At 36.0% G+C, this 24,254-nt stretch carries 23 protein-coding genes; all 23 read right to left on the reverse strand.

Translation table 11 applies throughout. The features are described 5' to 3' along the window. Nucleotides 1–114: 114 nt before the first annotated feature. The 23 genes from GSH73_RS12225 to pth all read right to left on the reverse strand — a co-directional run bounded on the left by GSH73_RS12225 (nucleotide 115) and on the right by pth (nucleotide 24,183). Nucleotides 115–987: a carbohydrate ABC transporter permease gene (locus tag GSH73_RS12225; RefSeq protein ID WP_014757689.1), complete on the reverse strand. Its 873-nt coding sequence runs from the start codon at nucleotides 985–987 to the stop codon at nucleotides 115–117. Between the two features lie 15 nt (nucleotides 988–1,002). Further along, nucleotides 1,003–1,917, reverse strand: a complete 915-nt coding sequence (locus tag GSH73_RS12230) for a carbohydrate ABC transporter permease (protein WP_014757688.1) — start codon at nucleotides 1,915–1,917, stop codon at nucleotides 1,003–1,005. Nucleotides 1,918–1,985: 68 nt separating this feature from the next. Next, nucleotides 1,986–3,404 carry an ABC transporter substrate-binding protein gene (locus tag GSH73_RS12235; RefSeq protein WP_014757687.1) on the reverse strand — a complete coding sequence of 473 codons (1,419 nt, stop codon included), beginning with the start codon at nucleotides 3,402–3,404 and terminating at the stop codon, nucleotides 1,986–1,988. Between the two features lie 573 nt (nucleotides 3,405–3,977). Beyond that, nucleotides 3,978–4,163, reverse strand: coding sequence for a small, acid-soluble spore protein, alpha/beta type (locus tag GSH73_RS12240; RefSeq protein WP_013786991.1), 186 nt, complete (start codon nucleotides 4,161–4,163; stop codon nucleotides 3,978–3,980). A 66-nt stretch (nucleotides 4,164–4,229) separates the two neighbouring features. Further along, nucleotides 4,230–5,564, reverse strand: a complete 1,335-nt coding sequence (ypeB, locus tag GSH73_RS12245; protein ID WP_014757686.1) for a germination protein YpeB — start codon at nucleotides 5,562–5,564, stop codon at nucleotides 4,230–4,232. Between the two features lie 9 nt (nucleotides 5,565–5,573). After that, nucleotides 5,574–6,290: a spore cortex-lytic enzyme gene (sleB, locus tag GSH73_RS12250; RefSeq protein ID WP_014757685.1), complete on the reverse strand. Its 717-nt coding sequence runs from the start codon at nucleotides 6,288–6,290 to the stop codon at nucleotides 5,574–5,576. Nucleotides 6,291–6,339: 49 nt separating this feature from the next. Beyond that, a complete protein-coding gene (locus GSH73_RS12255) occupies nucleotides 6,340–7,797 on the reverse strand; it encodes an aminotransferase class I/II-fold pyridoxal phosphate-dependent enzyme (protein ID WP_014757684.1) in 1,458 nt (485 codons plus the stop codon). 13 nt (nucleotides 7,798–7,810) lie between these two features. Continuing rightward, nucleotides 7,811–8,446 carry a stage II sporulation protein R gene (gene spoIIR / locus GSH73_RS12260; protein WP_014757683.1) on the reverse strand — a complete coding sequence of 212 codons (636 nt, stop codon included), beginning with the start codon at nucleotides 8,444–8,446 and terminating at the stop codon, nucleotides 7,811–7,813. 95 nt (nucleotides 8,447–8,541) lie between these two features. After that, nucleotides 8,542–9,690: a Ger(x)C family spore germination protein gene (locus tag GSH73_RS12265; protein ID WP_014757682.1), complete on the reverse strand. Its 1,149-nt coding sequence runs from the start codon at nucleotides 9,688–9,690 to the stop codon at nucleotides 8,542–8,544. Continuing rightward, nucleotides 9,690–10,781 (reverse strand): GerAB/ArcD/ProY family transporter, encoded by a 1,092-nt coding sequence (locus GSH73_RS12270; RefSeq protein ID WP_014757681.1) that lies wholly within the window; start codon nucleotides 10,779–10,781, stop codon nucleotides 9,690–9,692. The genes GSH73_RS12265 and GSH73_RS12270 overlap by 1 nt, the downstream gene beginning before the upstream one ends. Beyond that, a complete protein-coding gene (locus GSH73_RS12275; protein WP_038069574.1) occupies nucleotides 10,765–12,378 on the reverse strand; it encodes a spore germination protein in 1,614 nt (537 codons plus the stop codon). The genes GSH73_RS12270 and GSH73_RS12275 overlap by 17 nt, the downstream gene beginning before the upstream one ends. A gap of 20 nt (nucleotides 12,379–12,398) precedes the next feature. Further along, nucleotides 12,399–12,611 (reverse strand): CLC_0170 family protein, encoded by a 213-nt coding sequence (locus GSH73_RS12280; protein WP_014757679.1) that lies wholly within the window; start codon nucleotides 12,609–12,611, stop codon nucleotides 12,399–12,401. A gap of 82 nt (nucleotides 12,612–12,693) precedes the next feature. Then, entirely contained in the window at nucleotides 12,694–13,416 is a 723-nt protein-coding gene (locus GSH73_RS12285) for a nucleotidyltransferase family protein (protein ID WP_014757678.1), read from the reverse strand. A gap of 7 nt (nucleotides 13,417–13,423) precedes the next feature. Further along, nucleotides 13,424–14,101, reverse strand: a complete 678-nt coding sequence (locus GSH73_RS12290; protein WP_014757677.1) for a GntR family transcriptional regulator — start codon at nucleotides 14,099–14,101, stop codon at nucleotides 13,424–13,426. After that, nucleotides 14,094–14,960, reverse strand: coding sequence for a 4-(cytidine 5'-diphospho)-2-C-methyl-D-erythritol kinase (ispE, locus tag GSH73_RS12295; protein ID WP_014757676.1), 867 nt, complete (start codon nucleotides 14,958–14,960; stop codon nucleotides 14,094–14,096). Before ispE ends, GSH73_RS12290 begins: the two co-directional genes overlap by 8 nt. Nucleotides 14,961–15,110: 150 nt before the next feature. Continuing rightward, the gene (locus GSH73_RS12300; protein ID WP_014757675.1) at nucleotides 15,111–16,643 is read right to left on the reverse strand and encodes a DUF3794 and LysM peptidoglycan-binding domain-containing protein; all 1,533 of its coding nucleotides are present in this window, start codon (nucleotides 16,641–16,643) and stop codon (nucleotides 15,111–15,113) included. 121 nt (nucleotides 16,644–16,764) lie between these two features. After that, nucleotides 16,765–17,028: a Veg family protein gene (locus GSH73_RS12305; RefSeq protein WP_014757674.1), complete on the reverse strand. Its 264-nt coding sequence runs from the start codon at nucleotides 17,026–17,028 to the stop codon at nucleotides 16,765–16,767. 195 nt (nucleotides 17,029–17,223) lie between these two features. After that, complete coding sequence (yabG, locus tag GSH73_RS12310) at nucleotides 17,224–18,072, reverse strand: sporulation peptidase YabG (RefSeq protein WP_014757673.1); 849 nt, start codon at nucleotides 18,070–18,072, stop codon at nucleotides 17,224–17,226. A gap of 72 nt (nucleotides 18,073–18,144) precedes the next feature. Beyond that, nucleotides 18,145–18,696, reverse strand: coding sequence for a stage V sporulation protein T (gene spoVT / locus GSH73_RS12315; protein WP_014757672.1), 552 nt, complete (start codon nucleotides 18,694–18,696; stop codon nucleotides 18,145–18,147). A 99-nt stretch (nucleotides 18,697–18,795) separates the two neighbouring features. Then, a complete protein-coding gene (locus GSH73_RS12320) occupies nucleotides 18,796–19,701 on the reverse strand; it encodes a peptidylprolyl isomerase (RefSeq protein ID WP_489884367.1) in 906 nt (301 codons plus the stop codon). 47 nt (nucleotides 19,702–19,748) lie between these two features. Continuing rightward, entirely contained in the window at nucleotides 19,749–23,249 is a 3,501-nt protein-coding gene (mfd, locus tag GSH73_RS12325; RefSeq protein WP_014757670.1) for a transcription-repair coupling factor, read from the reverse strand. A gap of 5 nt (nucleotides 23,250–23,254) precedes the next feature. Next, the gene (locus GSH73_RS12330; RefSeq protein WP_014757669.1) at nucleotides 23,255–23,623 is read right to left on the reverse strand and encodes a hypothetical protein; all 369 of its coding nucleotides are present in this window, start codon (nucleotides 23,621–23,623) and stop codon (nucleotides 23,255–23,257) included. Then, a complete protein-coding gene (gene pth / locus GSH73_RS12335; protein WP_014757668.1) occupies nucleotides 23,611–24,183 on the reverse strand; it encodes an aminoacyl-tRNA hydrolase in 573 nt (190 codons plus the stop codon). Before pth ends, GSH73_RS12330 begins: the two co-directional genes overlap by 13 nt. Nucleotides 24,184–24,254: the final 71 nt, after the last annotated feature.

The raw sequence follows: 24,254 nt of genomic DNA on the forward strand, positions 1-24,254 counted from the left end.
CAAATTCAGCAACTTATAAATTAAATTAATTTGCTGAATTTGATCTAACATACTCACACCTTTCTATTTAAAAATCATTATATATCATTATATTTTATAAAAATTCACTATTCGTTAACCTTTAATTCCAGTCTGAGTAATTCCCTCCATAATGTACTTTTGAAACAAACCAAATAATATAATAGGTGGAATTATTGAAAATACAATTGCCCTTATAATATCAACATCAGTAGCAATACTTGTCCTAAATTGAAATAAACGAACCATCACAGTTTCATATCCAGAATTATTTAAAACAAGATACGGAAGTAAAAAATCAGACCACGCAGCATTAATAGCATAAATTACAACAACTGTATTTATTGAAGCACTTAATGGTAATATAATTTTAAAGAATATACCTAATTCACTGCATCCATCTAATCTCGCAGCTTCAACAAGAGATTGAGGTATTGAATCAAAAAAATTTTTATATAAAATAACATAAAAAGCATTAGCCCCCATTGATAACCACAATGGTATAAAAGTACCTTGCAATCCTATCTTGTTTATATTAACAAATAATGGAACAATACTTGTCGTGGATGGAATCATTAAGCTCCACATAATCAATGCAAAAATTAATTTTGAACCAAATGGCTTAATTTTTGAAATATCATAAGCCAGTAATCCGTTGCAAATTACAGCAAAAAACACACTCCCTATTACGGAATAAAATGAATTCAAATAATACTTCCCAAATTTAAGTAATTGCCATGTTTTTATAAAATTTTTAATATCATACGATTTAGGTAAAAATGTTGATTCATTAACAAATTCATTTAAAGTTTTAAAACCAGAAAGTAGAATCCATATAATCGGTATCAAAGCAATAAAAACCATTATACAAGATACCAAAAAGAGAAAATAATAACCTATTTTCACATTTCGTCTTTTTATGTCAAACTGCCTTATAATGCCACTATTTTTTTCACTGAGTCTAACCATCTGCTCTGCTCCCCTCTACATATCTTTTTCTTTAATAATTAAATTATATAAAGCTGTAATAATTATAAGTAATACACCTATTACAACCGAAACAGATGCGGCTTTTGGATAATCAAACTTTTCAAAAGCATACCTATAAACTAATTGCATAAGAGATAAAGAAGCATTATTAGGTCCTCCATTTGTCATAACCAATGGTTCATATAATACTTGAAATACAGATAATATTTGAAGCACCAATAAAGTACGTGCCAAATTATATATGTTGGGAATGGTTATATTGATTAACCGTTTCCAAATATTTGCTCCATCAATTGCAGCAGCTTCATAAAGCTCTGAATCAATACCTTGTAAACCTGCGAGATAAATAAGTGCAGTCGCACCCGCTCCTCTCCAAGTCATTGTAAATACAATTAAAGGAATTGTCCATTTCGGATTTGAAAGCCACATCTGAGGTCCGATTCCAAATATTTTTAATATTATATTAAGCAATCCAGAATTGCTTGGTCTAAAAATAAAAGTCCACATCATTGCAATTGCCAATCCGGGAATAACATTAGGAAGATACGTCGCTACTCTAAAAAATCCCTTCAAATGTATAACCTCATTTAAAATTATTGCCATTATAATTGGAACTAAAAAACCTATCACAAGAGACCATAAAGTATAGGTAAAAGTATTTATTAAAGCAGCTTTGAAATCTGGATATTCTAAAACACTCATATAATTACTTAATCCAACAAATTTTTCAATTCGCATGCCATTAGATGAATAAAAAGATAAATAAATACTTTCCAATAATGGACCCCATACAAAAAACCCAAACAAAAACAAACTAGGAATCATAATCAACCATCCAGAAATATTTCTTTTAAGTTTGTTTGACGTTGGCATCATAATTTCACTTTTATAAACATATGACTTGTACATTGGTATCCTCCTATAACTTTTTTTGATAGTTAGAGTACTGTATTTACAGTACTCTAACTATGCTTAACTCACTTATTAATATTGCTATCCAATAAGGTTTGAAGATTATTGTTAGCTGTATTCATAAGCTCATTTACATTAGCATTTTTATCGGTCAGAACTGCTTGTAAAACCTTTGTTAGTTCTGAATACATATCCTGAGTTAATTGTGGTTCTTCCGGATGCAAAACACCTTCTTTTTTAATCCAATTGTAATAATCATCATAGAGTGCCATATTTACATTTTTGTATTGAGATATTACATCATTTTGCGCTTTAAGATAAGCACTGTCTGTCCATAATGGGAATGGCGGTATTACAGGAACGCCACTTTTTACTTTATTCTCTGCATCTGCTTTGAGACCAGCTATAGATTCGTCAGTCACAACAGGAGCTTTGCCCATTATTTCCAAAAAATTCATAGCAGCATTAATTTCATCAGGCGTTGCATTAGCACTAAACATATAAGGCGTACCACCCATTAACGAATATTGACCCCCGGGGCCAGCTGGAACAGGTACTATAGATAATTTATCAACTGGTAAACCATTTACTTGTGTTGGCTGATTCACCGCATCTTGTGCACCAAGATACATAGCAGCTCTTCCTGTACCTATAGCTTCAAATCCCGAGGCCCAATCCTCATTTAGCGGATTATCCGTTAAAGCATTATATTTCCATTTTAAATCCTTTACAAAATTCATTGCAGCTATAGCTTCAGGCGAATTAAGATTAGCATACCATTTTCCATTTCGTTGAATTTCTAATTTTGCTCCAAAGTCCCATGCAATTTGTGAAAAGTGCCAACCACCCGCATTATCTTTAGCTAACAAACAAAAGCCTGCTTTTCCTGTTTTTTCTTTTATGATTTTAGCATCATTAGCTAATTCATCCCAAGTTTTCGGATATTTCGCTGTTCCATCAGAATTAATTAAACCCGCCTTTTTAAATAAATCAAGATTCAAATACAATCCTAAAGCATATCCATCCCGCGGTATTCCATATATCTTTCCATCCTTTGAAAGCAAGTCCTTGATAGATGGATTCATAAGTTTATCCCATCCTCTTGCTTTTAATTCATTTGTTATATCCTTTACAAATCCACCAGATATTAATTTCTGTGGTTCAGTAAACCATGTTTCAAAAATTGTTGGAACTTCACCCGCTTCAGCCATTGGTACGAATGTATCTGTAGCATATTTATAATGATCTGGTACTACTTCAACATTTGGATATTTAGCAGAAAACTCTTCCTTCCATTTATTAAATGTTTGAATATCATTCGTCAATGTATCCTCAGGCCAAATTCCCAGTTTAAGCACAACTTTCTTTTTAGCTTGCTCAGATTTATTATTTGTGCTATTATTAATAGATGAATTAGTATTACATCCTGTTAGTATAAAAATTAATGCCAAAAGAATCACTAATAATCTGGTTATTTTTTTCAATTTTATTCTCCTTTCTTTTTATTTTTATTGTTTTTTATGAGATTTAACGTTAAACTTCTTAAATTACACCTCCTTTCATGATTTATTATATAATTCTTTAACATTTACATTAAAAAATTGTATAATAGATCATTCTCACAACAATCTTTTAAATGTTCTATCTTATTAATAAATCTATACCATCTTATAATCTAAGTAATTATTTCTAAATTTGCTAAATCAATTAATGGGTTATAATCGCACACATAATATGATAAGAGAATAAAAAGAAATTGAATTACAAGAAAATAAGAAATTTAAATACTGCGAAAATCAGAACTCTTATCCATAATTAAAGTATAATTATGCACGCGATATAACTTTATTTTGAATCCTATCTTAAATTCTTTCATCTACATGCAAAAAGTTTAACGTTACACTTAAATTATCTGTCTTTATTATATCAAATAATAAAATATTTTCAATAGTATAAAATAATTTTTTTGTAAAAACTTTAATACATGCCTTATAAACATTAAAAGGCCAGAGAAGAAATTTATCTTCCCCGGCCTTTCTGGGCTTTAATGAGGAGACTTAGAAGTTATTGTTCTGTACCATACTTTCCTCGGCTTTCTTGATAGCGAGTTTTACAAGATTGCCGCAGTCACGAGATGATACACTTCCCCAACCTTCAGTCTTTACAATGTCGTAAACGCCTAACTCTTTTGCCAATTCCTCTTTCAGGTTATCTGACATGAGGCTATTGCGACGTCTACTCATTTTCAATTCCTCCTTTTGGGCCCATTTATATTTTTCCTACTAAGCACTTTTTTATTCTAAAAGAAGTTACATCGTCAAATTGCCTTGATTTGTCTTTATGACTTTCAAAATCTTCTCCTCGACGCCATTTTCTGCGTTGATGTATACGTAAAATGTATCGCCGCTGTATGTTCCCTTAAATTCATAAGCCAAAACTTCTTTGCCACCATCTAACGGTATTATGCACAATCGGCTGCTTTCAATCTTTAAATTCTTGCTGACCTTGCTTTGCGCTTCAGACTCCGTAAGCTTCGGCTTTTCTATTTTTCTGTCAACGTGTGACATATAGTATGATGTGGCATCAAAACCTACTACATCGCCATTGTCCAATGCTATTTTTACTTTTACAATGTCAGGATAGATTCGAACGTTATCCTGAACAGGAGTAAAATTAAATTGGACTGTTCCATTGGCCTTTATAGAGTAAGTATTTTCCATGTTGCTGAAACCGTGCGATTTTAAAAATTTCATAGCGTAATTTAATGCTTGTGTCTCTGATATATTCACTTTAGAAACTGCTCTTTGATCCATAAGCCATATTACATGCCCACCCTTCTTGCTTACATTGACGTAAATAGAAGGAGCATTTTGAGTTGGCTTTAATTCTACTCCATACGCATCTATCTTTCCATTGTTAGGGCTGTATTTAATTGCAGACGATATTGGCCTTCCTAAAAACCTTTTTGCTATTGAAACTGCATTATCATACGAGACATTGCTGCCAGTCAGTCCTTTTGGCGTCAGCTTTGCCTGGCTTTCAGAAAAGGGTCCATCGTATATAAGCGTTGGATAGTTAGACATCTGTTGATTTACAGTATTCATATTCACATTTAGTATTTTGCTGTCTATCTGGCTCATCTTTTGAGTACCTTTTTTGTTTAAGTTGTCTAAATCGTACCCGCCTTGTATTTTGCTTCTTAAATCCTGTAGACTTTTCCCAAGATACACTGCGTAATTATGTAGCTCTGATATTGTCTTTAAATCTTTGTCTGTCAATTTTTTACCATCAGCGACGTTTTTTGAAAGGCTGTAAGAATAATCGCCGATTTGAGATAAAAATTTTGAAGTGTTGTCTAATTCAGGCTGACTTATAGGAAGCTGGCTTAAGTTCTCCTGCGCTTCAAACGCCTGTCTCCATACATCGCTTAAAATGGGAATTGTCGTGTTCTCTTGCGATGAAACCATCAACTTGCCTGTTGACGTTTCTATGTTTTCTATGCTGTTTACAAGCTGATAAAAAGATCTATCGTATTGTGCCTGCAAATATCTATGGTATGTTACTTTTTGCATGTATTGGTTGTACCCCCATGCACCTACGACTAAAAGCAAAAGAAGCATCACAACTGTCGATATTCTCTTCATTTACATCACCTACCTTGCAAATATATGGTTGCCAATCTGCGTTATTATTGGCCTGTTAAAAATCCAGTAATTTTGTACTCTCGATGCATTGTAATAGTACAGTGCTCCACCTGTTGGATCCCATCCTGCTATTGCATCTTGAGCGGCTCTTATGCAGTCCTGAGTGGGAGGAAGCCACATTTGCCCATCATCAACCGCAGAAAATGCTCCAGGTTGGAAAATCACCCCTGCAATCGTATGTGGAAACATCGGTGACCTTACTCTGTTCATCACAACTGCTCCAACGGCTACTTTACCTATAAAAGGCTCACCTCTTGCTTCACCGTTTATAAGCATCGCCAAAAGATATACATCGTCGTTTGTAGTAGTAGATGTTGCTGGAGTGTATGTGCTTGATATTGAAGTATATTTGCTAATATTAAATCCTAAAGCTACTTTCGTCTGATCGTCCACAATTCCAGTCACATTGAGTCCATTATTGGCTTGAAATTTTCTCACAGCCAGCCATGTTCTGACTCCAAAAAATCCATCTACAGGTCCGTCGTAATATCCCCAATCTTTTAACCTTGATTGAACTCTCGATACATCCGAGCCAGAATTGCCCCAATACAAATTCGCCATTGTCTTCATGGACATGTTTAACGTGCTTAGCTCGACGCAAAAAGTCGTAAATAATATTAATATAAGCAAAACTACTTTTACTCTTGAAACGGAATAGTTTTTCATCTCTTTCCTCCTCTACAAATTAGTATTTGTAGATATTTTTTGTAGAGAATCAAACTTTATACACGTGTCCCAAAACTTTTATATGATCTATGTTTGGATCTTCCGTGCCCTGAAGCTGACAATGCTGCATTTTAAGCAGCTTTACCCTTTCAATTATGTCTTTTGTTATCCTTTCGCCTGGGCAAATCATTGGTATACCCGGCGGATATGCCATAATCATCTCCGCACATATTTCACCTTCTGCATCATCCAAAAGAATTGATCTGCTTTTGCTGTAATACGCATCTCTTGGGGCAACGATGACTTCTGGCCTTATAATGTTTCCTGTTGTTATTTCATCATGATTTTTCTTCATTCTGACAAACTCCTTTAAACTGCGTATTAGATGCTCTACATCATCTTTTTCATCGCCAAGGCTTATTATTGCCATTATATTGCTAAGATCCGCCATCTCCAATTGAATATGATATTTAAGCCTCAGTTCTCTCATTATCTCGTATCCCGTCATACCTGTCTTTGATACATTTATGACAAGTTTAGTGGGATCCAACATGTATGGGCTCATTATATCTTTCTGGGTAATGGCTTTTAACCCATCTATCTTGTTGATTTCCTCGCGAGCGTATTCTGAAAGTTCGATGACTTTCGCAAGTATTTCTTCACCTTTAGTAGCTAACTGTTTTCTCGCTACATCCAGTGACGCCATCAAAACGTATGAAGCAGAAGTGGACTGTAAAAGGTTTAAAATTGACTTTATTGAAGATACCTCCACTCTATCCCCTTTAGACAAAAGAAGGGAGCTTTGTGTCATTGAGCCTCCCGTTTTATGTATGCTAAGAGCACAAATGTCAGCTCCCAGTGTGATACCGCCAGGGGGCATATCAGGATGAAAATAAAAATGGCTTCCGTGTGCCTCATCGCACAAAACTGCCATATTATTTTCATGTGCCAAATGGATTATTTTTTCCAATTCTGAAGTAATGCCGTAATATGTAGGATTCAGTATGAGGACTGCTTTAGCATCAGGATTAGCTAAAATCGCCTCTTGTACCTTGTCAACACTAATCCCTAATGCTACGTCCAAATCCTCATCTATTTCAGGATACAGGTAAACAGGTATTGCCCCTGATAGGATGAGAGCTGAAAAAGCTGATTTATGGGCATTTCTCGGCATTATTATCTTATCTCCCGGCTCTGTAGCTGCCATTATCATGGCTTGTATTCCAGATGTAGTTCCATTGACCAAAAAATAGGCATAATCTGCTCCAAATGCTTGTGCCGCAAGTTTATGTGCTTCTTCTATTACACTTACAGGATTTGCGAGATTATCTAAATCTTCCATGCTATTTACATCAATGCCCATTACTGCACTTCCAACGTACTGGGTAAATTCTTTGTTTCCCTTCCCATGTTTGTGCCCGGGAACGTGAAAGGCATACACATTTTCCTCTACATAATTTTTTAGCGCCTCAAATAAAGGCGCATCATTTTGGGTGTATTTTGTCATCTAAGTTTTCCTCCTAATCTTTTAATGCCATTTTTATTTCATTAAAGTATCTTTCCAACACTTCCACGACTTTAAATTTCACCTGCGGTTTTTCTGTCTCTATCATGGACAATTCATCTTCTGACAAAAACCTGCTTAATTCTTTCTTCGTTTCTTCACTTGTAAGCCCATGGGTTATATCGATAAAGCATAGCGGCGGAAACATCACGCACCACCAATTTTTCCCTTCTCCTTTTCCTATGACAATCCTAAGTGCATTGTAATTTCCTGCAGGCAGTGTAATTGTGCCGTAGTATTTTGTAGGAAAGTCAAAGCGACCGTACATGACTTTGACACCATAATTTTTCCCATTGGCGTAAACAGTGTCCTGCGCTATTTTCTGTATGTATGGTATGTTCTTCTTTATTATTTCTTCTGACTCCTTTAGACTTGTCGCGCCAATGAATTTGTCGTTCATGCTTTTGATTACAGCATCTCTCACTTTTAGCTTTAGGCTTTGGTCCTCTTTAGAATCGCTGTTTGCTATGACGTGAAATCTGATAAGCTTATTTGAGATATCCTTTTTCATGGCGTATGTGTCATCGTTTTTACTTATCTCAAAGAAAAATACTGTAGAAATTATTAGTGCAATTGCAATAAAGCGTTTCATTATGTATAATCCCCCAATTATTTTTATTTGACAACCGTAAGGTAAATTGTCTTCAATTTCAATTATTGCCAAATAGGATGGGAATTATACAAAATTTATCTAAATAAGCCTATCCTTCTAATGTGAGCAGTCACAATAGGCTCTACCACAACATCAGGGAATTTTTCATTCCAAGTAGGTCCAACCTTGCTCCAAAGCGAAGGATTGTACTTCTCAATGTAATCTCCCACGCCAATCATATCGACTTTTAAATCCTTTTGGAATTTTTTAAGTGATTCATTAATCATTTTTTCAATGACGCCATCGGCTTTTTTCTCCATTGTACTTAAGACATTTGTGTCAAACATCTCCCCATGTTTTTGAAAGCTGTATTCAGTCACTTCTCCTTCCACATCGTATTTCAATTTGTATATTATCTTCCCGTTTTGCTCAGTAACCTGTCTTTTCATAACGGTATTTGTGATATTAAATGGCACCTTTACTTCCTTGCCATCTGTTGTAGGCATGTCAAATGTTATGTCTCCACCTTTGACAAAGCCCATAAGCCACATGTACCCCATGTTTTCTCCATCTGACATCCATCCTGCCAGTCTATAGTTTTTTATGATGGCAGAACCAGCAATTTTTAGCTCATCTTTTCCCGCTGATATGACTGGAATTATGGCATTTCCATTTGTGTCATGCAACGATTTGGTTATTTTATTGTAATCTATATTAGGAAATATTGACGTCCTGTTGTACTGTTTGAATATATCGTCTATATACGCGCCAATATCCGGATCAAATTTATAATTTTTAAGCAGTATATCCTGTGCCTTGCCGTCCGTCACAAGCAACCTTAGCTTCCTGCTTAATTCATAGCTTCTATCCAAAGTATCCAATACTTCAAGGAATTTATCCCTATTGCTGACTACATCTTTGCCTAATATTACAGCTTTCGTATGGCCTAAAAAAAGCCTTTTATCAAGTCTTGTGCTTACATGACGTGATGCAGAGAAGACCGTATCCCCAATTTCTGATATGGAGAAATTAGGCTGTCCTCCTCCACCACCGCCGCCACCTGCAGCACTGGACACCTGTTTTACATTTGGAAATTGAAAAGTCACTACGTAATTTTTTGCTTGATTTGACGTGTCAATCCCTATAGCCATCACAAATGCTCTGTCCTCAATCTCAACCTTGTCCCAACAACCAGTCAAAATTAACGGTATAATCAGTATCAACGTGACAATGAGTTTTTTCATTACCTTTCACCTCCATGCCTTAACTTCACTATAGCCCACATTAATAAAGGAAGGATAATCACAAAAAACAGCGTCAAATATGTAGCGTATGATGCGTATCTGTACACCTCTACGATTGATTCGGGTATAAGCGCCATGAAGTATATGACAGGCACAAGCGGTATAACAAGATATGAATGTTCCCTTGCCTTTATAAGCTTTGACAAACTTAGTGTGGCAGCATAATGAAAAGCCGATATAGATGTAAACACTGCAAACGTCCAAATACCCATTATAAGGCTTTCGAGATTTTCAATGAAAAAACCCGGAAAGTTGATGGATTTTATGACTGTAAGCAATGGCCACAATTGGACACTTGTTTCCTTGTACCCGAATATACCTATGGTGAAAAACGTAATGTAAAGATAAAAAAATATTATAGAAAAAAAAGATACATTTATGCTTTTTTTAAGCTTATTTCCCAATTGAATGTACGGAAATATGACGTACAATATTTCAAATCCCACAAAGCTGTAAGTAGTCTGCAAAATGCCTTTTGCAAGCCTTAAAGGAGAAATTCTAAGTACAGGCAGAAAATTGCTTAAATCTATATCTGTTAAAGCAGGCAAAAGGATGATCATGGTAGGTATAACCATTACTGGGAAAAGTATCTCTGACATCCTTGCAATAGGTTCTATCCCATATCGCACAATGTACGCCGACGTGAAGATCAAAGTTATCATTATTACCTCTATAGGAGTGCTATTTAATAAATACGACTTGGCAACTTCACCAAATATCCTTAAATTTAAACTGCAAAAAATCAAAAAATACACGATTAAAAATATCGTAAGCAAAACAGATACAGGCTTAGTCATAATCTTCTCAGAATACTCTACAAATGTCTCCGTTGGAAATTTTGACGCCACGAAACTTATAATCCTGGCAAATATTAAAGCCACAAGCCCTCCTAAAAGTATCACAATAAGACCATTGGGTCCTGCTGCTTTAGCCACATCTGCAGGCAAGCTTAATACGCCAGCTCCTAACATAGTGGTAAAAAGCAGTATGGAAAGCTGATTTTCTGAAATCTTGTCATTGTTTTTTATCATTATTATCCCTCCGGTCTACTTCTACGCTTTCGATTTTTTCTGGCCTTAAATCTTTCATCCGTTTCTTATCCTGTGTATCCAGTGTAGGCGGCCTCTTTTTAAAGACCATTAGCGGTGCTCTTATAATTGTATCTGCCAGATCGCTTAAATTTATCTCTACAAACGGAGACAGATAAGGAAGTCCAAAGCTTTTAAGTACAACTAAATGTGTCAGCATAAGTATAAAGCCCAACATTATACCGTATAGTCCCAATACGGCCGCCAGCAGCATAAAGACAAACCTTAAAAGCCTAAAGGCAATAGCAGCACTGTAGCTGGGTATTGAGAAAGATGAAACAGCCGTCACTGCTACCACTATCACCATCAGTGGGCTTACGATTCCTGCCATCACAGCAGCCTGACCAATGATCAAACCGCCTACTATGCCTATCGTCTGTCCTATTGGAACAGGAAGCCTTATACCTGCTTCTCTTAAAAGTTCAAAAGTCGCTTCCATTATCAACGCTTCCATAAATGCAGGAAATGGCACCCCTTGCCTTGTCGAAGCTATATAAAGAGCCAATTTTGTAGGTATCATACCAGGATGATATGATGTAAATGCTATGTATATAGATGGACCTACAAGTGCGATGATTGCCGCCGTAAACCTTAGTATCCTGAGAAGTGAAGAAATCATCCACCTCTCAAAATAGTCCTCCGGTGATTGGAAAAGTGTAGCCAATGTTGTAGGTATTATCAAAGCAAAAGGAGAATTGTCAATGAGTATGGCAATCCTTCCCTCCAACACTGATGCAGCAACTTTATCAGGTCTTTCGGTGTTAAGCATCTGTGGAAACGGTGAATGCCAGTCTTCCTCTATAAGCTGCTCAATGTAGCCGCTTTCTAAAATGCCGTCTATGTCTATCTGTTTAAGCCTTTCTTGTATCAATGACAATAAATCTTTATTGACGATGTCATCTATGTAAAGCAAAGCAATGTCCGTCTTAGACCTTTTCCCTATCTGCATCTGCTTTATCTTAAACTTCGGATCCCTTATCCACCTTCTGACAAGAGCTGTATTTACCCTCAAAGTCTCAGTAAAACCTTCTCTTGCACCCCGTACAACCATTTCTGTCTCAGGAGGTGCGACAGATCTCATCTGCCATCCTCTGCTGGATATAATGACAACTTTAGGATGCCCGTCTAAGAAAAGAGCCGTATCACCTGAAAGTATAGATGTTATGCATTTGTCTAAATCATCGATTTCCTTTATGTCGCCACCAGTTATGGCTGCCTTTTTGATTACTTCGTATATGTTTTTTTTGATCTCATCAATTGAAGGTTTTGCCTGCCTTGAATCAAGCATAAGAGAATGCATCACGTGCTCGTTTATAATGCCTTTATCCACAAGCCCATCCACAAAGACTAATTCCAATTTGTGCTGAAATTCTTCTCCAACCCAGAATTCCCTGTAAATTATGTCATCAGAATCTTTTAACATATCCTTTATGTACTTTATATTTTCTTCAATGTCTTCTTTCACCTTTGGGCTTTCCACATCTTTGCTTTCCCTATTGTCATTGTTTTTGTTTTTGAAAAGTTTATTGAAAAATCCCAAAAAAAAGCACTCCCTTCTCATCAAATCGGTGAAATTTTAATTATTATGTACATGATTGCATCAATTGCAAGATACGCTATGCCTATATTTCTGCAGATTTTTGAATCCTTATCAAGTCCCTTTTTCTTAAGATTCCTCTGATCAAATACTGCCTCATAAAAACCTGTTATGAAAAGTACGGCAAACAAATACGTGTTAAAAACCTGTTTCAAAAAAAGAAGTACATTCATCATATCCACATCACCTTTTTTAAGTATTTCACAATAAAAAAAATATATGCAAAAAAAATAGGCCTCCGCCTATTTTGTGCATATATCAAGCTATATACTTATTTGCCATTTCTACGTCTTCATCCTTGTCTACATCATTGCCTATCTCTGGATATTTAGATATTACAGCTTTTGCGTTAATATTGAAAAGCTCTGATACCTTTCTCTCAAGCTGACTTATAGTCACACGGCCAAAAGCGAACAATATCAAAATCTTAAGGCCCAGCAACTGCCCTAACTTCCACGGTTTTTTCCTAAAAGCTATAAATTGTTTTGCCGCTTCAATGCAGGCATCGACAATTTGAGGATTTATATAAAATATATTCCCACCGGTAAAAGTGCCTTCTTTGATTTTAGCGTAGGTTCTCTTTGCATCTGGAAATTTCCTCTCGTTGTCCTCTCTTTTCACTATTGGGTAACATAAGTCTGCATTCAAAGCTTCAGACTGTTCTACGAAGTCTATTACTGCTTCTTTCGTAAGCATAGGAATATCACACGTCAATATCAATACACGCCTGTCATTTTTAAAAGGTTCTATTCCCTTGACGACATTTTCTATTATAGAGTTCCCTTGATCTATCAATATATCTATGCCATCTATACATTGCAACTTTTCCTTGTCGCCTACTACAGCAATCTTATCTATCTTTCCCGAATCTCTTAGGGCGTCAATCACGTACGATATCATATACCTATCCTTTATCTTAATAAGAGCCTTTTCTGGAAGCTTCTCATCGCCAGTGCTTCCAGCCAGTATTAAAGCATTCATGATTCATTCACTCTCCATCGCTAAAATGCTTCATATCTTTCACTAAATCATTTTGAAAATTCTGTATGTGTTTTTCTGCCCACTTTTGAGCGTTGTCTGAGCTTCGCATCTCCAATGACTCCAATATCTTCTTGTGCTCCTGATACAGCTTCTTTGACTTTTTAAAATCGCTTATATATCTTACTCTAAACCTGTGAACATGCTCTTGAAGATTGTTCATTATCTGCACCAATTTTTCATTCCTCGAAGCATTGAATATCAAGTCATGAAACTCCTGATCGTATTTAATCAGCTTTTCTACGTCGTTTTCTTGTATCCCCTCATAAAATTTGTCCAATACGTCTTTTAGCTTTTTTAGCTCATCGTCCGTAATCCTCTCAGCAGCAAGCGATGCTGCAAGTCCTTCCAAAGACTGCCTGACTTCAAACGCATTAAGCAGGTCTTTCGTGCTAAGATCTGACACATACGCACCTTTTCTGGGAACCATGACTACAAGCCCGTCTAACTCCAGCTTTCTTATGGCTTCCCTTACAGGAGTCCTGCTAACTCCCAGTTTCTCCGCCAACTGGACCTCCATAAGCCTTTCTCCCGGCTTAAATTCACCTGTTATAATGGCATTTTTCATGTAATCAAATACAATGTCCCTAAGCGGTTTGTAATTTTCCAATGGCAAATAGTTATTCATAAAGTTCTATCCCCTTATCAATAGTATTAGAAATATATGCATAAAATCCATCAGCCACAAAAGAATCGTAAGCGGCATCCAATTTTTTACTATCATCAAAGATGCCGAATACTGTCGGTCCGCTGCCGCTCATAAGGGTACCTAATGCTCCTCTTTCAACCATCATCTTTTTTATATCGCCTATAATAGGATAATTTCTGATGGTCACCCGCTCTAAATCATTTCCTAATTTCATACAAATGTTTATGATACTTCCCGATCTTATGGCATCAATCATATTTTTAGTATAATTATTTTCTATGAAAGCAAGATTGTCATATTCAGTATACACATCTTTCGTCGATACAGATACAGAAGGCCTTACTATTAACAATCTTAAATGTGGCGTTTCTAAATCTTGAAGCACATCACCTATACCAGAAGCCGCTTTTGTACCGCCTTCTATGCAAAAAGGCACATCAGCACCTAAAGAAGCAGCCAAGTCTTTTAATACAGGCAGTTTTATGTTAAGGTTCCAAAGCTTATTTAAAGCGACCAAAGTTGCCGCGGCATTTGAACTGCCGCCAGCAAGTCCTGCTGCAACCGGTATGTTTTTTTTAAGTCTAATATGAACACCGTATCCGCCAAATTCCCTTTTTAATAAATCTGCTGCTTTTATGATCAAATTGGATCTATCTGTAGGTACGTCTTTCCTCTCGCATTCCAAAACTATGTCATCACACATCTCAAATTCTAATTTATCATATAAATCTATCGATTGCAAAACCATCTCAACAAAATGGTATCCATCATCTCTTTTCCCTTTGACATCAAGTGCCAAGTTTATTTTTGCGTACGACTTCGCCTTTAGTTTGTTCATTATCAATTCACTTCCACAAAAAATTTACGCTATAATATATATTATACATTATACACGAAAATCCTTCTATATATGTTTAAATCAACAAATAAATTTTCTCTAATAAAAATAAAGTTGGAATAATCATGAATTCCAACTTTAGCCTAAATCTCATATTTTATTAGGTATTATAAGCTTCGACCCAGCCAAAATCCTCTCGTCCTTTAATTCATTTACTTTAATTATTTCCTCTTTAGAAGTCCTATACCTTTTAGCTATATCCCAAAGCTCATCATCTTTTTGGACCATGTATATTGTAATGCTGTGTCTATTTTCTTCGCTTCTTAAATCTTCAGCTTCTTTCGCATCTATAAGCACATCGTACTTGCTAATTTTAAAAGCATCCACAGTTGCATCTACTACAAATTTAAGTTCTGCCTCTTTCATGGCCATAATATCATAGGAAATATGCGTTACTTTTAAATCGATGAAAAGATCTCCGTCATCTATAGGCACATCTAAAAACGTCTTAAACTGTGTTTCATCTTTATAAGACATGGGATTGCCATTATCACCTATATATACGATGTTATAATCGATCACACCTTCTAAGATGGCTTTTCCATCCTTTAAAGCATAGTCTGAAAGTACAGGATATGCAACAACATCAATTATTCTCCTGACATTGTTTCTAAATTCCACATTTTCTTTAAATATGGCTTGTGATTTAAAACGCCCTTGCTGACTTATGGCTTCTATTTTCTCGATTACAGGCTCAACATTTCTATTGATGCCGTATATGTCTACTGGGATCTCAGTTTCATCTTTTTCTGTTACAACAGCATCAGTCTTTAAAACCAATTCTATGTCGATTATCCTGTTGTCTCCGCTTTCATCAGGCAAAATTTCTATGTTTTTCTCTATTATTCTTTCATAAGTATTGGCATTCATATAGCTTAATGCACCAGGCACGTCTATAAAATTCGCGTAGTTTAGGTCACATTCTTCATAGCCGTACTCATCCTTCGAATCGCCTTCGTACACTATATACACGTGGACACTGCCCTGTATTATGACGCGGTTATCTGTTATTTTAGGCTCATCAGGCTTTATGATCATGTCAGTTTTTAATATTTTGGAAACATTAGGTTCACCGTCAGAAATCTTAACTTGTTCTTTCAAGAAAGTCTCTGCGCTGTTTTGACCTACTATATTTGCCAATTTGATGGTCTTTTTCAGATACTCTATACCTTCATCACTTTGTATTCCCACTATGGCCTCTTTCTTTTCTTTTGCAAATGCTCTGCCAGATACGCTTACTATGGCTTTTACATTCATCTTGCGGCTATTTATAAGAGAAAAATCTACATGTTCTACTCTGCAGTTGACAATGGATTTACACTTTGAGTCAACACCGCTAATCTCTAAAAAATGCGTAAAATCCACGGACTTGTTAATTCGAAGGAGCTTTTTGTCCTTATCAGCTACATATAGTATGTTTAGCTTAAGCTGCCCATCAACTTGAATCTTGCCGTCGCTTTCGACAACGTCGTTTATTACAGATTCTCCCAAAACCGCAATCACATTTATGGCATCAGGCATATCTTCCGGCACTATTACGTCGCTTTCTATAAGAGCCTGACTATCTTCCCCGCCTACAAACCTGTCATAACTTATGGGATTTGTCAATGCACCTTGTAACATTTTTTTACCTCCTCGTATTAAATATATGATCAAATATAGAAGCTATATTTATCTAATATAATAATATAAAAGGAGGTATAAAAATATGCTAAAAACAAAAACCGATAACAATCGGTTTTTGCTACATGCATCGTATTTCTTTTTCACCTTTCATAAGTGTAAGCTCAACTGTATCTGTCAAAATGTCAGAATAACTATATGAGACCCTGCGGGTTGTTCCATGTCCATCTATGACAATAATAAAAATGCTGGGATATGTTTTTTCTAAAAATCCTTCACGGATTATTGTCTTCTTTCTGCCACCGTTAGTTTTTAGCCGGACTCTGGCGCCAACATGGTCATCCAGCTTCTTTTTAATCTCATGTAGGGCTAATCTATCGGCCAATTTTATCACTCCTTACAAAATTCTGAAAATATTATAACACATTTTTCATCCTTTGTCAAATAAAATATATTATTATACCAGTGAAAATGTAGTTTGTCAACAAATCAATTCATGCTTAAAAGCACAAATAAATGCGCTAAATAGAGAAATATCCGACATAAGCCGGGAAAAATTAATAGCGAGTCAGTTGACTCGCTAAAATTTAGCCTTTGGAACGCCATATCTGAACTTTCCCATCGTCTGCAGTCCGCCAATCCCTGCTGAACCTGTGATGGTGTCTTCTATAAGCTCTTCGATTTTTACTATCTCATTTATATGAGCGTAAGCTACTTTTTCACACACCAAAACGGGATCAAGGCAGTGTATCAACACTCTTTCAGGGGAGCTTGCATAATTTGCTCCAGATGATATTAATGCTTCGTAATTAGACTGGCAAGCACCTGCAAAAATCACCAAATCGTCCAGAGATGGCTCATAGCTTCTGGCTTTTTTTACAGCTTCTACAAAATACTTTGAGTTTCTGTAATTGTTTAGATCTGAATAGTTTCTAGTGTTCTTTACGCCATCGTGTCCTGTCAGCACCAGTATATCCGGTTTGTATTTATTTAGTAGAGCCACCACCTTATCAGGCTGCTCTTTTTCATCTACTATTTCTCCATAAGCCACTATATTTGCTTTTTTGTATGCATCTAAGCAAATATTCAGATACCCTTCATCGCCGTCTATATGGAGAACCGTACCGGGTTTGCCGTACGGCTCACTTCGGTTTGATCGCATCACATTCGATTTCCTCAAATCTTTTGATTGAGCAATCTTTTTAATTATATAATTTGCCTTTCTCTGATATGGTTCATCGTATTCGTTAATCCTTGTCAATGAAGCCGGCATAAGATCATCTTCAGGTGCATCAGCAACAATTCGCATATTTAGTCCGTGCAAAAGGTAATGTCTTGTTCCTCTATTTTCTATGACATCTATGACTTTAAACAGCAAATCAAAACCGTGTGATTTCCTCACTACTATGTCATTGACTTTAAAAGGCATAAAGATCCCCCCACAACATTATAGTCATTTTCATATACTATAATATGCAGGGTTCTATATACTTGCTATATATTATTCTTCCATTTGTTTTCCTAAGAATGTAGCAGCTGTCTCAGCTATCTTGGCCTCAACATCGGTAAGGGCGACACCACTTTCTCTCGTAAAGATTATTACAGTTCCAATCGTATCACCCCGTGAAATAATCGGAACTATAACCTGTGATACAGGCATAAATTCCTGCCCTTCTGCTATTGCAATAGTGCCTTTGTCCTTTCCTTCGCCAAGTATTACAGTCCTTTTTTCCTCCATGTACTTTTCCAACTCTGGACTTATCGGTTTGTCAATCAATTCCTTCTTAGGCATACCTGCCACAGCAATGACGTTGTCGCCATCTGTTATGCAAACAGGTTGTTTTGTTGATTGATATATGCTGTCTGCGTATTCTTGTGCAAAATCTCCAAGTTCACTTATAGGAGAGTACTTCTTTAATATTATTTCACCTTCTCTGTCAGTAAAAATCTCTAAAGGATCACCTTCTCTAATCCTCAATGTCCTTCTTATTTCCTTTGGAATTACAACTCTTCCAAGGTCATCTATTCTTCTAACAATTCCAGTCGCTTTCAAATTATGTACCTCCATTTCCTGAAATTTTAAGTTCAAGATTAGTATTTATGCATTTCCATTATTTTATACATAAAAAAAGACACTTCTTTTAAGTGTCTTTTATATCGTTACTTTTATGTTTTGCGGAAATTTCTCGATTTTAGCTGCTTTCTTTAAAGCTTCTGATTTCTGATTAAATATGTCTTGCTTTTTGTTGCTTTCCAAGTAGGATATTATGCTGCTTTTTGCTTCATCAAAAGACTTTGTGTATTTTGCTTCTGATTTAATTATGTGGTATCCGTACTGTGTCTTGACAGGCTTTGATATCTCTCCAGGCTTTAGGGCAAATGCAGCATCTTCAAATTCTTGCACCATTGTGCCTCTTGTAAACTCTCCAAGTTCACCGCCATTGTCCTTTGTAGAAGTATCTATCGAATATTGCTTTGCAAGATCCGCAAAGTTAGCACCCTTCATAAGCTTATCGTATATTTCATTGGCAGTCTTTTCGTCAGAAACTAATATGTGGCTGGCCTTAACTACCTCAAACTGGCTTTTATTGTCGTTATAATATTTTAAAGCTTCACTGTCAGTGACTTTTACATTCTTCGTCCAGCTATCTACAAGCTTGTTTATAAGGACGTTGTCTTTCGCCATCTCTTTGGTGACTTTGCTGTTTGTAGCTTTTTCCGCATTGTATTCATCGGTTATTTCTTTGTCTGTTGCTGTAAACTTCTCTTTTTCAGCTTCTTTTAGAAGAAGCTTCTCAAGGATCAGATTATCTAAGACAGAATTCTCAACTACGTCAATAAACTTTTGCTCATTGTAGTTTTGATTCCAGATGTCTTTGGTGTACTGCGGATCGCTTTCTATCTGTGCTTTAACCTGATTAAACGAATCCTGATATTCTTTTAGCGTTATGTCTTGTCCGTCAACTTTTGCAACGATGTTTTTATTTACGCCACAAGAAGTCAGTGTAGTAAGCGCAAGCGTCAATGCTAAAATTGCTCCTAATCTTTTAAGCTTCAATGCATTCATCCTTTCATTACTGTTTATATACTCATTATATATCAGTTTTAATTTATCTGCAAACATTTAATCTTGCTGACCAAATTGATCAATTCCTTCAATAAGTCTTCCTTTTTGCCGTACTTATAAGTGATGTATGGTGGAATTTGGCCCGAAAACATTATTTTACCTTTAAATTCATTGACTAAGGCATCAACTATTCTTGAATTTATGGACTTGTTGTCCTTAAACTTCAAGATTATAGAATTACCTCTTTCAGTAATTTCCAATATATTTGCATCTCTTGCCAGCGCTTTTAAATAAGCCACATCGATGAGAGCTTCTACAGCTTTTGGGTACTCTTTAAACCTGTCTATAAGCTCATCCTTTATGTCTTCAACATCTTTTTCATTTTCGATGGAAGAAATCTTTTTATACATTTCAAGCCTTTGATTTTCATCTTCAATGTACTCTTTATCTATATAAGCGCTAACTTTAATGTCGATTGCTGTATTAGGCTTGTCTTCTTCAGATATTCCTTTTAAGTTTTTGATCGCCTCGTCGAGAAGCCTCAAGTACATATCATACCCTACAGCATCTATATGACCGTGTTGCTCAGCTCCTAAAAGATTACCAGCACCTCTTATCTCTAAATCCCTCATGGCGATTTTAAACCCGGAACCAAATTCAGTAAACTCCTTTATTGCTTCAAGCCTTTTTTCTGCAACTTCTGTAATAACCTTATCTTTCCTGTAAGTAAAATACGCATAAGCCAATCTATTAGATCTTCCGACTCTTCCTCTTAATTGGTACAATTGAGAAAGCCCCATCTTATCTGAGTCATACACTATTATGGTATTTACATTTGGTATGTCCAAGCCCGTTTCAATTATCGTAGTACAAACTAATATGTCATATTCCCTGTTTAAGAATCCTATCATGATATCTTCCAGTCTTCCTTCATCCATCTGACCATGTGCAACAGCAATACGTGCTTCAGGCACCAACTCTTTTAAAATCGAAGCCATTCTTTCTATGCCATCAATTCTGTTGTAGACAAAGTAAACTTGTCCTCCACGTCCCAGCTCTCTTAAAATCGCATCTCTTATGAGATCTTCATTAAATTCCACCACGTACGTTTGAACTGGATACCTATCTTCAGGAGGATTCTCCAATACGCTCATATCCCTTATACCTACAAGGGACATGTGAAGCGTCCTTGGAATAGGCGTTGCAGAAAGAGACAACACATCGATGTTTTCCTTCAGTTTTTTAATCTTCTCCTTATGCTTTACACCAAATCTTTGCTCCTCATCTATGATTAAAAGACCAAGGTCTTTAAACTTCACATCGTTTTGCAAAATCTTATGTGTCCCCACCAGAATATCTACAGTACCATCAGCTACCATTTTAATTATTTGCGATTGCTCCTTATTGCTTCTAAAACGCGAAAGCATCTCGATCTTGACTGGAAAATCTTTGAACCTTTGCACAAAATTATTGTAGTGCTGTTCGGCTAATATCGTCGTCGGGCACAAAAAGGCCACCTGCTTGCCATCTGCAACAGCTTTAAATGCGGCTCTAAGTGCTACTTCTGTCTTTCCATATCCTACATCACCGCAAAGCAATCTGTCCATGGGTTTATCGCTTTCCATGTCTTTTTTTATTTCTTCTATGCACCTAAGCTGATCTTCCGTCTCCTCGTACGGAAACCTTTCTTCGAAGTCTTTTTGCCACGGCGTATCCTTAGAAAAAGCATATCCCTTCATTGTCTGCCTTTTTGCATACAGCTTAATCAAGTCCTTCGCTATATCTTCAACGGCCTTTTTAGCCCTTTTCTTAAGCTTAGACCAATCGCTGCTGCCTAACTTATTTAGTTTTGGCGGTTTGTCTTCTGGACCTATGTATTTTTGCACCAAATCCAACTGTTCAACAGGCACAAACAACTTGTCATCGCCAGCGTATTTTATCTTAAGGTAATCTTTCGTAACACCATCAACAGTTATTTTCTCGATTCCTTCATATTTGCCTATGCCATAATTTACATGGACAACGTATGAACCAACAGTGAGTTCTGTAAAATTCTTAATCCTTCCACTATTTTTAACTTTAAGTGATTTTTTCGACCTCCTCGATTGGCCAAAAATCTCGACATCGCTTATAAGGGCAAATTTGGCATCTACGTACTCAAATCCTTTGCTTATTGTGCCTGGATAAATTAACACACCGCCCTCTGGTATGTCGTACTCTTCGTCTTCTATGATAGGAATTTCTAATCCATACCCTATAAGTGAATTTCTCAATAGTTTTCCTCTCTCTAAATTGCTGGAAAGCATGACAACTTTATATCCAGAACTTTTATAGAACTTAAGATCATCTGCCAGAAGATCCAATTTTCCATGAAAAGAATGCATCGTCCTTGATACAAAATTAACGATTTTTTTTACTTGTATATTTTCATCAGACTTTACAATTGTGTTCATCAAAATCAGCGATTTATCCGAAAGCTTCTTTAAAATGTCGTCATAACCAAACAAAAGGTTCGACTGATCAGGTATGACTTCTCCAGATAAAAGCAACGACTTAAAATTCTCATTAAACTCCTTAACGATGTTTGAGGCCCTTTCTTTCACCCTCAAATTCTCATCTACTATTATAAAAGCACCATCAAAATAATCAACAATAGAATAAAGATTGTCGTAAAAAAAGCCTATCAATTCTCCTATATTTGTTATATTTCTGGTTTCAGAGATATTCTCCATTATTTCGTCAAACTTTTTCTTAATCTTTTCTGCTCTGCCGCTTTGTGTCTCTTTTATTTTTGAAATGTAGGAATTCACCCTCTTGCTTAAATTAGAAAGCCCTTTTTTAATGTTCTCATCTTCCAGAACAAACTCTCTTGCAGGAAACAATTCAACTTCGTCTACATTGTCCAAAGACCTTTGCGTGAATGTATCAAAGCTTCTTATGGAATCAATTTCATCATCAAAAAGCTCTATCCTAAAACCTTCTTCTTCCATAGGCGAGAAAAAATCAATTATACCGCCACGTATGCTAAACTGCCCTTTGCCCTCCACCATAGGCACTCTTTCATATCCCATAGTGACAAAAAACGATGAAAGCTCATTTAAATCAATCGTATCTCCAATTTTGTATTTCCTTTTGTACTTTAAAAACACATCTTTAGGAGCAACTTTGTTTAAAACGCCATCTATTGAAGCGACAAATGCATAGGGCTTATCATCAAGAATTTTCCTGATAGCAGCAAGTTTTTTGCCAGTTATGTCTAAACTGGATGCATCCACTTTGTAAAAAAGTGCATCTCTTGATGGAATCAAATATGCATCGCCATTTAACAGTGAACTTAAATCTTCATGCATCAACTTGGCTTCCACATCATTGTATGTTATAAAAAGCACTTTTTTCCCAAGCTTCTTTACAATGTAATGAGCAATATGTGCTTTTTGAGAATCAGTTAGACCGTATATTAAAAGCGGGAGTCTCTCGTCTGTAAGAGCCTCATTTATTTCCCCAACCTCTCTTAAATTTTCTATTGGCTTTATAAACAATGCAATCACCTCAACATAATCCAATTCCAGCACCCATGAATGACGGCTGTCATAAAAATAGCAGCATATATATTTATCTGTCTTAAAACGTAAAAAGCAACAATTCCAAAAACAAGGTGTGTGGCAATGCTTAAAACTGATGCCTTAAAATTTATTTCTTTTGGTGATTCAACAAAATCCTTAAAGGCTTCTACAACCCCAAACACGAAATGAACGCCAATAACACTGCCAAAGATGTATCCAATAGCAGTTTTTGACGATTCTTCAACAAGCGGCACGCCGTATATTACAGCTTTGTCACCGTACATATCCACAACAAGTTTATTCAAAAAGTAGGACAAAATTGCGCTTATAAAACCACCTACGATAAACATATATTGTTGCCATTGTACAAATTCATGGCATGTTCAACTCCATTCTCTATTATATCCAAAACGGCCTTTGCCGCATTATCGATAGAATTTTCAACTATATCCATATCACTTTCCTCAAATCTACCTAAAACATGCTCTATCATGTCGCCTTTTGGCTTTCCTATGCCTAATCGCACTCTTAGAAAGTCCTCGCTATTTAATATATATATAATCGATTTCATTCCATTATGCCCACCTGCACTGCCTTTCTTCCTCACTCTTATTTTACCCACATCCAGGTCCTTATCATCATATACTACAATCAAATTAGAAAGTGGCAATTTGTAAAAATCAACTATATCGTAAACAGCCTCACCACTGGAATTCATAAATGTCTGAGGCTTTTGCAGCACTATTTTTTCTCCTTTATAAAGTCCTTCACCGATTAATGATTTGAACTTAATTTTCTTTACAGCTATATCTAATTTTTTAGAAAGACTGTCTATCACTTCGAAACCTACATTGTGTCTCGTTTTTTCATACTCTTTCCCGGGATTCCCAAGTCCTACAACAATGTACATTATAACCCCTCCAGTCATGCTATTTTTTATTATATCACAAAAAACTGTGAAAAAAAGTTCAAGTTCAACAA

The organism is Thermoanaerobacterium aotearoense, assembly GCF_009905255.1.
GTDB classification, from domain to species: Bacteria; Bacillota; Thermoanaerobacteria; order Thermoanaerobacterales; family Thermoanaerobacteraceae; genus Thermoanaerobacterium; species Thermoanaerobacterium aotearoense.

What these genes read in the sequence shown, in the direction of transcription:
- GSH73_RS12225 (WP_014757689.1), bottom strand. Translation starts at nt 987, where the DNA reads ATGGTTAGACTCAGTGAAAAAAATAGTGGCATTATAAGGCAGTTTGAC.
- GSH73_RS12230 (WP_014757688.1), bottom strand. Translation starts at nt 1,917, where the DNA reads ATGTACAAGTCATATGTTTATAAAAGTGAAATTATGATGCCAACGTCA.
- GSH73_RS12240 (WP_013786991.1), bottom strand. Translation starts at nt 4,163, where the DNA reads ATGAGTAGACGTCGCAATAGCCTCATGTCAGATAACCTGAAAGAGGAA.
- ypeB (WP_014757686.1), bottom strand. Translation starts at nt 5,564, where the DNA reads ATGAAGAGAATATCGACAGTTGTGATGCTTCTTTTGCTTTTAGTCGTA.
- sleB (WP_014757685.1), bottom strand. Translation starts at nt 6,290, where the DNA reads ATGAAAAACTATTCCGTTTCAAGAGTAAAAGTAGTTTTGCTTATATTA.
- GSH73_RS12255 (WP_014757684.1), bottom strand. Translation starts at nt 7,797, where the DNA reads ATGACAAAATACACCCAAAATGATGCGCCTTTATTTGAGGCGCTAAAA.
- spoIIR (WP_014757683.1), bottom strand. Translation starts at nt 8,446, where the DNA reads ATGAAACGCTTTATTGCAATTGCACTAATAATTTCTACAGTATTTTTC.
- GSH73_RS12265 (WP_014757682.1), bottom strand. Translation starts at nt 9,690, where the DNA reads ATGAAAAAACTCATTGTCACGTTGATACTGATTATACCGTTAATTTTG.
- GSH73_RS12270 (WP_014757681.1), bottom strand. Translation starts at nt 10,781, where the DNA reads ATGATAAAAAACAATGACAAGATTTCAGAAAATCAGCTTTCCATACTG.
- GSH73_RS12280 (WP_014757679.1), bottom strand. Translation starts at nt 12,611, where the DNA reads ATGATGAATGTACTTCTTTTTTTGAAACAGGTTTTTAACACGTATTTG.
- GSH73_RS12285 (WP_014757678.1), bottom strand. Translation starts at nt 13,416, where the DNA reads ATGAATGCTTTAATACTGGCTGGAAGCACTGGCGATGAGAAGCTTCCA.
- GSH73_RS12290 (WP_014757677.1), bottom strand. Translation starts at nt 14,101, where the DNA reads ATGAATAACTATTTGCCATTGGAAAATTACAAACCGCTTAGGGACATT.
- ispE (WP_014757676.1), bottom strand. Translation starts at nt 14,960, where the DNA reads ATGAACAAACTAAAGGCGAAGTCGTACGCAAAAATAAACTTGGCACTT.
- GSH73_RS12300 (WP_014757675.1), bottom strand. Translation starts at nt 16,643, where the DNA reads ATGTTACAAGGTGCATTGACAAATCCCATAAGTTATGACAGGTTTGTA.
- yabG (WP_014757673.1), bottom strand. Translation starts at nt 18,072, where the DNA reads ATGCCTTTTAAAGTCAATGACATAGTAGTGAGGAAATCACACGGTTTT.
- GSH73_RS12330 (WP_014757669.1), bottom strand. Translation starts at nt 23,623, where the DNA reads ATGTTTATCGTAGGTGGTTTTATAAGCGCAATTTTGTCCTACTTTTTG.
- pth (WP_014757668.1), bottom strand. Translation starts at nt 24,183, where the DNA reads ATGTACATTGTTGTAGGACTTGGGAATCCCGGGAAAGAGTATGAAAAA.